General features: G+C 42.8%; 11 protein-coding genes and 2 pseudogenes. 3 read left to right on the forward strand and 10 right to left on the reverse strand.

Going from position 1 to position 10,074, the window contains the following annotated elements; all coding sequences use genetic code 11:
• The 6 genes from R4I06_RS03395 to R4I06_RS03420 form a co-directional block, all read right to left on the reverse strand.
• Nucleotides 1–604 (reverse strand): hypothetical protein (locus tag R4I06_RS03395; protein WP_334414146.1); only part of this gene is annotated, 604 nt, incomplete at its 3' end.
• Nucleotides 605–979: 375 nt separating this feature from the next.
• Entirely contained in the window at nt 980–1,882 is a 903-nt protein-coding gene (locus tag R4I06_RS03400) for a hypothetical protein (protein WP_334414147.1), read from the reverse strand.
• 140 nt (nt 1,883–2,022) lie between these two features.
• Nucleotides 2,023–3,357 carry a M16 family metallopeptidase gene (locus R4I06_RS03405; protein ID WP_334414148.1) on the reverse strand — a complete coding sequence of 445 codons (1,335 nt, stop codon included), beginning with the start codon at nt 3,355–3,357 and terminating at the stop codon, nt 2,023–2,025.
• The gene (locus R4I06_RS03410) at nt 3,347–4,933 is read right to left on the reverse strand and encodes a M16 family metallopeptidase (RefSeq protein WP_334414149.1); all 1,587 of its coding nucleotides are present in this window, start codon (nt 4,931–4,933) and stop codon (nt 3,347–3,349) included. Before R4I06_RS03410 ends, R4I06_RS03405 begins: the two co-directional genes overlap by 11 nt.
• 85 nt (nt 4,934–5,018) lie before the next feature.
• The gene (lspA, locus tag R4I06_RS03415) at nt 5,019–5,501 is read right to left on the reverse strand and encodes a signal peptidase II (RefSeq protein WP_334414155.1); all 483 of its coding nucleotides are present in this window, start codon (nt 5,499–5,501) and stop codon (nt 5,019–5,021) included.
• Between the two features lie 63 nt (nt 5,502–5,564).
• Entirely contained in the window at nt 5,565–6,479 is a 915-nt protein-coding gene (locus R4I06_RS03420; RefSeq protein ID WP_334414150.1) for a bifunctional riboflavin kinase/FAD synthetase, read from the reverse strand.
• Nucleotides 6,480–6,555: 76 nt separating this feature from the next.
• On the opposite strand from R4I06_RS03420, the gene grxC reads away from it, so the two are divergent.
• Nucleotides 6,556–6,801: a glutaredoxin 3 gene (gene grxC, locus R4I06_RS03425; RefSeq protein ID WP_334414151.1), complete on the forward strand. Its 246-nt coding sequence runs from the start codon at nt 6,556–6,558 to the stop codon at nt 6,799–6,801.
• Nucleotides 6,802–6,952: 151 nt separating this feature from the next.
• Nucleotides 6,953–7,075 (forward strand): annotated as a pseudogene (locus R4I06_RS03430) (thioredoxin domain-containing protein); the annotation flags it as partial.
• Here the strand turns inward: R4I06_RS03430 and R4I06_RS03435 are convergent.
• Nucleotides 7,065–7,202 (reverse strand): hypothetical protein, encoded by a 138-nt coding sequence (locus tag R4I06_RS03435; protein ID WP_334414152.1) that lies wholly within the window; start codon nt 7,200–7,202, stop codon nt 7,065–7,067. The pseudogene R4I06_RS03430 and the gene R4I06_RS03435 sit on opposite strands and share 11 nt — an antisense overlap.
• 23 nt (nt 7,203–7,225) lie before the next feature.
• Here R4I06_RS03435 and R4I06_RS03440 point away from each other — a divergent pair.
• Nucleotides 7,226–7,348 (forward strand): annotated as a pseudogene (locus tag R4I06_RS03440) (thioredoxin domain-containing protein); the annotation flags it as partial.
• 30 nt (nt 7,349–7,378) lie between these two features.
• Here the strand turns inward: R4I06_RS03440 and prmC are convergent.
• The 3 genes from prmC to sucB form a co-directional block, all read right to left on the reverse strand.
• Entirely contained in the window at nt 7,379–8,254 is an 876-nt protein-coding gene (gene prmC, locus R4I06_RS03445; protein ID WP_334414153.1) for a peptide chain release factor N(5)-glutamine methyltransferase, read from the reverse strand.
• Nucleotides 8,255–8,342: 88 nt separating this feature from the next.
• Nucleotides 8,343–9,137: a type I methionyl aminopeptidase gene (map, locus tag R4I06_RS03450; RefSeq protein ID WP_410519378.1), complete on the reverse strand. Its 795-nt coding sequence runs from the start codon at nt 9,135–9,137 to the stop codon at nt 8,343–8,345.
• Between the two features lie 4 nt (nt 9,138–9,141).
• Nucleotides 9,142–10,074, reverse strand: a 933-nt coding sequence (gene sucB, locus R4I06_RS03455) for a dihydrolipoyllysine-residue succinyltransferase (RefSeq protein WP_334414154.1), incomplete at its 5' end; no start/stop codon positions are given.

Below are 10,074 nucleotides of genomic sequence, written 5' to 3' on the forward strand. Positions count from 1 at the left end.
GAGAACACATAGCGTATCTAAGGACACTAGCTACAAGCAACCCGAGTGCAACACTGGCGGTTACAACACAAAGCCTGCATGCCATGCTTGGATCCGGGGCAGCAAAAGCGTAAAGAACTCCCTTGAGATTGTTTTCCCGGGCAAACAGAACCCCTAAAGCAGCGGCGCAAGTACAAAGCATAACTCCCATTACTGAGAAGCACACGGAAGAAACAGGGCTAAATCCTAACACCCCGTTCTGCAATTCCCTATTCATCATAATTTCTGCTCTAACGCCGTCGCTCTGGACGTATCTACCCTTCTGCACCAGCATTCCGCCATAATCAAATCTGCCAGGTGGCAACCTTACGGGAAGATCATGTTCGCCAACATTTGTAAGCTTCACGCAGAAAATTATGGAACACATGACAGCAATGAACACCAGGGCTAGAGAGGTAAAAAACGTCACAACAATGGGAGCAGAAGTGAGTAGAGACATACCCGAAGCGAACACCCTAGCTGCGCTGTACGAAAACACGACAGCTCCAGCCATAAAAGCCGTCATCGCTACCTTAGCGTACAATCTAGAGCGACCAAGCTCAGCAATACCAGCACCATCATACATGTCGACTACCCGATGTTTAAAATCTTATAAGAGTTTTAATAACCTCTTTTACATACCACTACAACATTATGCTGTCTAACAAGAACATCTCTTGTCATACCACACATGGTATAATAATGTTAAAAAAATAATAGATGCAAGTCAACATGACCATAGTAACATACAGGACCACATTACCTATTAGGGCGCTAGTAAAGTGCACCTAGTACAAGGCCTTGCGGTCTTACACAGCACAACAATAACTAGCCTTCAAATGGGACGACGACGACATCGCCCTGTGTCCACACACATGTGTTTCTCTCTTCTTATGATGCTGGAAACTCCGGCCTGCCGTGTTTTATATAACAAGTAAAAAATATAGTCCTATAAGACCCCCTAGAGCGTCCTACACGTATCAGCAGGAGCATGGGACAGCACAACATTTTTCAGGACAACTGAGTTGTCCTTTGGGGAAGCAACTTTATCCAAAAACGCACCAAGTCCAACCCCTTCCTTGGGAGCATTACCTCTTATCTTTTCAGCACCTGCCACATCTAGCAGTATCTCAAGTAAGCCAGAGTGGCTTACTCTACCAGTACAATGTGCGCAACTTCTTTCATGCAATTGCCTAGTATCCCTGAGCGTTTCCAACTCAGCATCTTGAGATAAAAACATGACGACGTTAACTTTGTTAACACCTTCCTCTACAAAAATCCTGCCTATAAATAGCAGAGCAGCCGCACACATGGATACTATAGCTGATACGCAAAACACCTTGCTAACCACATCAGAAGGGTCAGTAATACCAGAAAGAATGAACTTGGAGAATCCGACGACTGATTCGCCTGCCTTACCTGTCATGATTCCCAGCGCCATTACACTCACTAATAGAGAAAGAACTGCCACCCATACGAAAAATGTCTCTATCTTGGTGTATCCCTTCTTTTTGCCTTCCCTGGTAACAGCGACAGTAAAATCCACACTAGACTCACCTTCGCCTCCGGAGGACACTCTTCCCATGGCAAAACGCCTTTTAGCAAAACGCTTGCCTAACGCCGAAATCACCGCCATATACACGAAGGTCAGCACTAAAGTAAGCGCGGAAAGCGCAACGAACAGGTATAGCGGCGTGTACCACACAAAGAGAGGCCGTACCGTCACGACATACGACACAGCATAGGTGAGGACTGTCGAGATAGCGACAGCGCCCATAGCGCCTACCCTAAAGTACACCTGACTTAAAGGCTTCTCATAAACAACATCATTCAACTTGCTACCATAGGCTCTTTCCTTATGCACTCCCTCACCCCTTAACACACACGTAAGGCATCATACTAGCACTAGCATGAGTACCGGGGTTATTATAGCATATTCAAGTTGAATTTCTAAAATAACTTACACGCCACCATATTCTCTACCTTTAAAGCCCTTGTCAGGCATTAAACAGAAGCTTCTGCATCTATATTGTTTTTGCTACCTACTTCTACGATCGAAAGGTCACTCAAAAACTCTTTTGCAAACTTATCCACATCCTCCTTTGATATCGACTCGTATTCAGCTGTGTAGTTGTTTATATAGTCCACGTCCATATCAAGTAACTGAAACTCTCTCAGTACTCCTGCAATGGATGATGAATTCAGGAAAGAAAATATAAAACTGTTAACAATGTCAGATTTTGAGATCTCGAAAGATGTATTATCTAGCCCATTGTTACTAACTTCTTTGATAGTTTTCAATAATGCATCAATTCCCTTTCTTGCCGTCACGCCATCTGTATATAGAATACCCGAGAACACCCCGTAGTTCCCAAAAGTATACAATTGACTGCCGACATGGTACGTAATGCCCAGATTCTCACGAAGTTCCTTCATTAGTACAGAACTTAGAGCAGTTCCACCTAGAGCATTTACCAAAACCTGCGCCACTTTGTAATTTGGATCGTCTTGTGAGATGCCATTACCAGAAAACACTACAACACTTTGAGCAGAGTCGTATTTTACATAGCCCCTCAACCCTAAAGCTGGCGCTATATTCTTAACTTCATTCTTATTCTGCCCTCTCTTAAAATTGGCAAAGGTCATGTCCAGAGCTTCAGAGAGGTGCTCTTCATCAACATTTCCCACTACCCCTATAACCATTTTGTCTAGGTCGAAAGTGTTGTCTATGTAGCTTTGAACATCTTGAAGACTTATGCTATCAACAGTCTGTAACGTACCAAATGAAACATTGGCATAGGGATGATCCTTGAACACAAGGGATTTTAGCGTTTCCGAAGCTAAATTTGCTGGTTCGTTCAGCGCACGCCTTACCTCAGATTTTTGTCTCTCTTTCTCCGTCAAAAATACCTTCTGATCTATTGATGTATTAAATAAGCACTGTCTCAACATAACTAGTGCATCATCAAGATTCTCTGATAGCGTTTTCAAAGAGATGTAAGCGTTTTCTCCATCAGCAGAGAAATTCATGGATATTCCCATATTTTGCAGCTTCTTTGAGATGCTTACTCCTTCACTATCTACTGCTCCTTGTAAAATGATGGATGACGCAAGTACTGCGAGCCCCTGTTTGTCGTTGGGATCGTACAAGTACCCGGAGTTTTTAAATGCTACGGAGATAGAAACTACGGGAAATGTCTTTTCTTCTAAAAACCAATACCTCACACCAGAAGAAGTTTTAATATCGCGCACGTTTACATTGATCACAGAAGCAAAACTGTCTGCACAGAACAGCAGTATTACAGAAAGTACTGCCCCCAAAAATAGACTACTTCTCATATAACACCTCATTACCATGTCCAGAAATATCATCCTCTATCCAACTAGATTTACCACTGTAATCACTTGGGTACGGGGAAAAGTCCTGAGAATCTGAATCCTCCTCTGAGGAGCTAGGATTTTCAGTACCTTCTGAAGTCACACTTTCCTCTTGGTAGCTAGGACTTTCTGAAGTCGCATCTTCCTCTGGGACGCTAGGATTTGCAGTACTTTCTGAAGTTGCACCTTTCTTGGCATTTGATGCATCATCTTCGGGAACTAGGTATCCCCTGACTGATGGCTTCCCGAATACATTTTTTATGATCCTATTCACATCGTCTACAGAAGTGTTTTTCACTATATCGATAACTTCTTCTGAAGGTATAGGGGCAGCCCCTACAGCAACCATATTTGCATAAAACCACGCCCTATTCTCAAGGTCATCTAGGCTATATGTCAAATCAGCCAAGCTTCTGTATTTTGCGTTATCTACATACTCTTCCGTGACCCCAGATTCCATGAGGTCTGTCATTATCTCACGCACTTCACTGTACACTTCTTCAGGTGAGATACCAAACTTAGGCACAATTTCTATTGCGATCATGCCATTCGACCTTTCCGCTGCTCTGTATGATACAGAAACATCCACAGCTATTGCTTTTTCTCTGACAAGTTTGTTATACAGAATGCCAAACTCGTGCCCAGCAACTATATCAGCAGCTATTGAAGAAACGCAGTACTCCTTAAAATCAGAGTTCTCACCTATATTAGGTGCATCATAAAGTATACACATCTCTGAATCGGTAACACTAGGATGCTCCATTGTAATTACAGCACTTGTCCTGCGAGGAGGCTCTATTTTGGTGGAGATTCTACGGACTAGCTCTCTTTTATTTTTTATTCCGCCGTAGTATTTGTTTGACAATTTTACAACGTTATCGAAATCTACATCCCCTACTATGAATAATATGGCATTACCTGGGTTGTAGTACTTATTGTAGAAAGATTTCACAGTTGCTTTGTTGTAGTTTGCAATTTCATGTTCCCACCCCACAAGAGGCATGCCGTATCCATTGCGGTAAAATGCGTTGACAACATCCTCAGAGAGTATCCCCCTAGGCGTACTCTCCGTACGCATATACCTTTCCTCACGCACAACATTACGCTCTCGCTCAAAGGGCTCATCCTTGAAAGTTATGCCGTGCATTCTGTCCGCTTCCATAGACATAACTTTAGGTAAGTACTGCTTCTGCACAATTTCGTAGTACGCGGTGTGAGAAGCCAAAGTATAGGCGTTAAACTTCCCTCCAAAACCGTTTACAGTTTTGGCAAAATCCTTAACATTCTCAGTTCCTGAAAACATCATGTGCTCTAAAAAATGCGCCATTCCTGAAAACCCTGGCGGATCGTCCATGCCACCGACTTTGTACACTAGCATGTGCATAACCACTGGGAATCGATTATCGGCCATTACATACATCCGCATACCATTTTTCAATGTTGCTGAACGTATATTCTGTACTTCAGAGGCTACAGAAGCGTTGTTAAGCAACCCCCCAAGCAATAAAGCACTGGTGATTAAAACTCTTCTTATCATTACAATCCAACCATGTAACCTGCATTGACTAGTCACCGTACCTCCAATATTTGACATACATATTAATACGAAGTGTAATCTACACTTAGTTCTCAATACTGAAGCGCGATTTATACGTATCAGCCTTCTGAAGCAGAAACAACCCTACACCTAGCACGATATAAACGTCTGCTGCATTGAATGCTGGCCAATACAACTCACCGATGTGCAAAGCAATAAAATCATGCACTGCACCAAATAGAAATCGGTCAATTAAATTACCCAAAGTACCCCCTGAAATCAAACACAATGATATTGCACTAGACATTCGGCGAGCTCTGAAAAATAAGAACATCAGTACGCAAACCGCTAACGTTGTAATTACAATAAAAACAACATTACTCTTCTCATATGACCCAAACATGCCGAAACTCATGCCACTATTCCATACTTGAACGAGGCTACAAAATGGGGAAATTTCTATTATTCCGTGAAGCTCGTAGAGCATAAGAACATACATCTTACTGAGCTGATCAGACAAAACTGTACTCACCAAAATGGCTAAACCCACGATGTATCTTTTATACATCACACCCTTTTCCAGAACACAACAACCACAAAACCTGTTTCTAACATGAAGTCTACAAGCGTTCTAACACTTGTATGCGCGTTTCACTATAGAAATATCTTTTTTTATTTGTTCAACGAGTGATTCCACATCCTGGAACTTTTTCTCAGCTCTAACAAAATCTATGAGCTCAACAGTAACTTCCTTGTCGTAGATATCTTCGCAAAAATCAAAAATGTGCATCTCCAGTATTGGAGTATCAACATCAGAAAAGGTTGGCCTTACCCCTATATTCACAATGCCTGGAAACCATTCTCTGGTGTCAATTTTAACTTTAGCGTAGTATACACCCCTTTTGGGCAACACAACCCCATGAAGCGACAAATTCAATGTTGGAAACCCTATTGCTTTGCCCCTGGCAACTCCTCTTATTACCTTTCCACTTACAGAATGATTTCTTCCCAGCAGCATATTTGCATTCCTTATGTCCCCATATCTCAGACATTCTCTTACATTTGATGAAGAACAGAGAAGATCCTCTTTAAATAGTTGATCGATTTCTACAACTTCACAACCATGCATCGTGGCGCATGATTCTAGCAACTTAAAATCTCCCGCACACTTATATCCAAAGATGCAACCCCTTCCCACTACTATTAACTTTGCTCCGCATCCCTTGATCAGAATATCTTCGACATACGCTTCCGGAGACAGCTTAGAAAACTCCTCATCAAATTTTGCTACGCATAAATAATCAATGCCACAATTTCTGATCATCTCCACCTTTTGCTCGAATGTAGAAATCAGGAAGTTCTCTCGATTTTTTAGAAAAATTGCCGTATGGGGAAGAAAAGTTAGTACCGCAGATGCGCATCCACGCTCTTTTGCTAGCTTAACAACTTCAGAGAAAACCCGTACATGCCCACAGTGCACTCCATCGAAATTGCCGAATGTCAAAACAACTTTTTCGGGACAATCGTGCCCGTATAATACTTTCATATAAAAAACTTTACATACAAACCAATGCGTGCTAGCACGAGAGCGTGCGTCCTAGTAGTTGGTGGAGGATAATAGTATGAGCGATGTTCTCATATACACTAAGACTCATTGCCCATATTGTACGAAGGCCAAGGCTTTATTCAACAAAAAAAGTATTTCCTACAGGGAAGTAGACATTTCAGACAATGAAGCTACCCGAAATGAGATGATTTCTAAATCGGGAGGCAGGATGACAGTACCTCAAATATTTATCGATGGGAAAAGCATAGGCGGGTGTGACGACCTATACAGGCTTTATGAATCTGGAGAACTTAAGCTATAACAGCGGTTCCTAATCTCTAGAATGTTCCCCCTAGTAGCCTTTATCCATACGCTGTAGTAAAACGCATCTTTTCCTGCCAGCAAAGTCTTTGGCATGTCTGCAGGATCTAGTCCATGTGTGATGCCCATAAGGGCTTTATGAAGCCACCAGAAATGAGATAATTTCTAAATCGGGAGGTAGGATGACAGTACCTCAAATATTTATCGATGGAGAAAGCATAGGCGGGTGTGATGATCTGTATAGGCTTTATGAATCTGGAGAACTTAAGCTGTAACAGCGGTTCTAATCTCTAGAATGTTCCCCCTAGTAGCCTTTATCCATACGCTGTAGTAAAACGCATCTTTTCCTGCCAGCAAAGTCTTTGGCATGTCTGCAGGATCTAGTCCATGTGTGATGCCCATAAGGGCTTTATGAAGCCACCAGAAATGAGATAATTTCCCAATCTGGAGGCAGGATGACAGTACCTCAAATATTTATTGATGGAGAAAGCATAGGCGGGTGTGACGACCTATACAGGCTTTACGAATCTGGGAAACTTAAGTTATAACGTAGGCTCTCACGCTCCAGAATGTTCCCCTTAGTGGCCTTTATCCATACGCTGTAGTACAACGCATCTTTTCCTGCCAGCAAAGTCTCTGGAATACCCACAAAATCTGAGCCCATGTGCAATTGCTTCCTTGCGTATGGTATCCTGATCTTCTCCTATCTCAAGAACTGCGCTTCCCCCGGATTTCAGGCATCTATTTAGTACCTTGAAAATCTGTAAATACTTCTCCATACCCCTTATTCCGCCATCGAGCGCTTGAGTAGGTTCATGCATCCTGACCTCATACTGTAATTCACGAATCTTACATCTCTTTATGTAAGGCGGATTACTTACTATCACGTCAAACTTGCCATAACACCTGTCCCAACTCATGCAGTGCAATTTTATTCTGCTCATCATACCGTGTCTGATTACATTTTCTCGAGCAACGCGATATGCCTTAACGCTCTTCTCGAACGCAACCCCGTAAGCGTTCTTGTAATGTGATAAAAGCGCAACTATGATGCACCCGGAACCGGTTCCCAGATCTGCAATAACCAACCTTTTGTTACTATTAGCATGCAGTCCTATTACAGTCGATATAATAGTCTCTGTGTCTGGTCTAGGATCAAGAACATCTGAACTAACAGAGAAGTCCATGCTCCAAAATTCCCTTCTGCAGAGAATATGAGACATTGGAACTCCAGATAGTCTCATTGTAACTAACCTGAAAAAGTCCTTTACCTTTGCATCATCTATACAAAGGTCCAGATTTGTAAGAACCTCAAGTTCTGTCATTTGTAAGACATGACAAATTATAAGCCTAGAATCTAGGGCGGCAGTCTCCACACCTACTCTATTCAAAACTGAGGTAGCTTCACCTAATAAAACTGCCACTTTCACCACGAGTACAACCCTAACACCCATCTATACCAGGACCAGGAACATAACGCGTTATTGTCCCTACAGGGCGCGCTAAGAACGCACCTCATTTCTTGTAGCTTAACAATATTATCTACAAATACGGAGGAAAATCCCAATTCTTAGGAGACTTAGTGAACACTTCTACCCCCGTTTTTGTAACTCCCAAGGAATGTTCAAATTGAGCAGATAACGAGAAATCCCTAGTGGTCACAGTCCATCCGTCTTGCTTACTTAGAACCGTATGGTGCTTTCCCACATTAATCATCGGTTCTACCGTGAAAAACATGCCCTCTTGCAATATAAGGTCCTCGTGTTCTTCATAATAATGGACGACATTGGGAAAAGAATGGAAAACCCTGCCTATCCCATGACCGCAATAGTCCCTTACTATCGAATACCCGTATTTGCTCACCTCCTGTTCTATTGCAAGTCCTATAACGTTAAGCTTTTTCCCAGGTGCTATCTGATTTATGGCAGCCCACATCGCATTGTAGCTGGCTTCGCACACACGCTTGGCTTTCACGGAAACTGAATCACCAATCCAATACATTCTGCTGGTGTCACCATACCATCCATCAAGTATAACAGTCACATCTATATTGATTATGTCTCCATCTTTGAGCTCAGAATCGTCGGGTATTCCATGGCACACAACAAAGTTTTTAGATGTGCATATAGATTTAGGGTATCCCCTATAGCCAAGTGGCGCCGGAATTGCCCCTGCTGAGACTATAAAATCGTGACAAAGCGTATCGAGCTTGTTAGTAGTGACTCCAGGTACAACGTACGGAGTGATGAAATCCAAAACTTCCGCTGCTAGCTTGCCAGCCTTTCTCATGTGCGCAAAGTCCTCAGGCGAGTGTATAGTTGCGCGTTCCAGCATCATTTAACTAAACCATCAACGTCATCCTGGTTGGATCCTCTATGTACTGCTTAACCCGAACTAAAAATGTAACAGCACCTTGACCATCAACAATTCTATGATCGTAAGAAAGCGCTATGTACATCATGGGCCTTATTTCTATCTTACCTTCTACCACAACAGGACGTTCCTGGATGGCATGCATGCCCAAAATGCCTGACTGAGGAGGATTGATTATAGGGGTAGACAACAATGACCCATACACGCCACCATTCGTAATCGTAAACGTAGCTCCAGACATATCGGAGACAGCCAATTTGCCACCTCTGGCAAGTGTACTCAATTCAACAAGCTTTTGCTCAAGTTCAGCAAGAGACATACTCTCTGCTGCCCTAATCACTGGAACAACCAAGCCCTTATCTGTACCTACAGCAACACCTATGTTGCAATAGTCCCTATATATTATTTCGTCTCCACGTATTTCCGCGTTTAGCACAGGTATTTCAGCACATGCCAATACCACAGCCCTTATAAAAAAAGACATGAATCCAAGTTTCACATCATGCTTCTTGATAAAACTATCCTTATACTTCGCCCTTATCGCCATGACAGCACTCATGTCTACTTCGTTGAATGTACTAAGAGTGGCTGCGACATTCTGAGATTCTTTCAATCTAGCTGCTATAACCTGGCGTATCTTGCTCATCTTCACACGTCTTTCGCCCGGCACGCTATCACTTTTGCGTTCAACTGGATTCCCAACATTACTGAGAGTATTTCCCGCACCACTGGGGCCACATTTTCCTAACGCTCTGGAAGATGGAGACACACCTGCTCCCGCAACAAAATTTTCCACATCAGGCGCAGTAGGAGAAAATTTACTCATACTCCTCTTCTGCTCTACCTCGGGTGACTTTGAGACTTCGTCAACCTTAGCAGCGTCCTGAGCGCCAACACTGTT

It is taken from the genome of Anaplasma bovis, from assembly GCF_036903315.1.
Lineage (GTDB): Bacteria > Pseudomonadota > Alphaproteobacteria > Rickettsiales > Anaplasmataceae > Anaplasma > Anaplasma bovis.

Coding starts and splice junctions, on each gene's coding strand:
- R4I06_RS03405 (WP_334414148.1), bottom strand. CDS start 3,357: ATGAGAAGTAGTCTATTTTTGGGGGCAGTACTTTCTGTAATACTGCTG.
- R4I06_RS03410 (WP_334414149.1), bottom strand. CDS start 4,933: ATGATAAGAAGAGTTTTAATCACCAGTGCTTTATTGCTTGGGGGGTTG.
- lspA (WP_334414155.1), bottom strand. CDS start 5,501: ATGTATAAAAGATACATCGTGGGTTTAGCCATTTTGGTGAGTACAGTT.
- R4I06_RS03420 (WP_334414150.1), bottom strand. CDS start 6,479: ATGAAAGTATTATACGGGCACGATTGTCCCGAAAAAGTTGTTTTGACA.
- grxC (WP_334414151.1), top strand. CDS start 6,556: ATGAGCGATGTTCTCATATACACTAAGACTCATTGCCCATATTGTACG.
- R4I06_RS03435 (WP_334414152.1), bottom strand. CDS start 7,202: ATGGGCATCACACATGGACTAGATCCTGCAGACATGCCAAAGACTTTG.
- prmC (WP_334414153.1), bottom strand. CDS start 8,254: ATGGGTGTTAGGGTTGTACTCGTGGTGAAAGTGGCAGTTTTATTAGGT.
- map (WP_410519378.1), bottom strand. CDS start 9,137: ATGATGCTGGAACGCGCAACTATACACTCGCCTGAGGACTTTGCGCAC.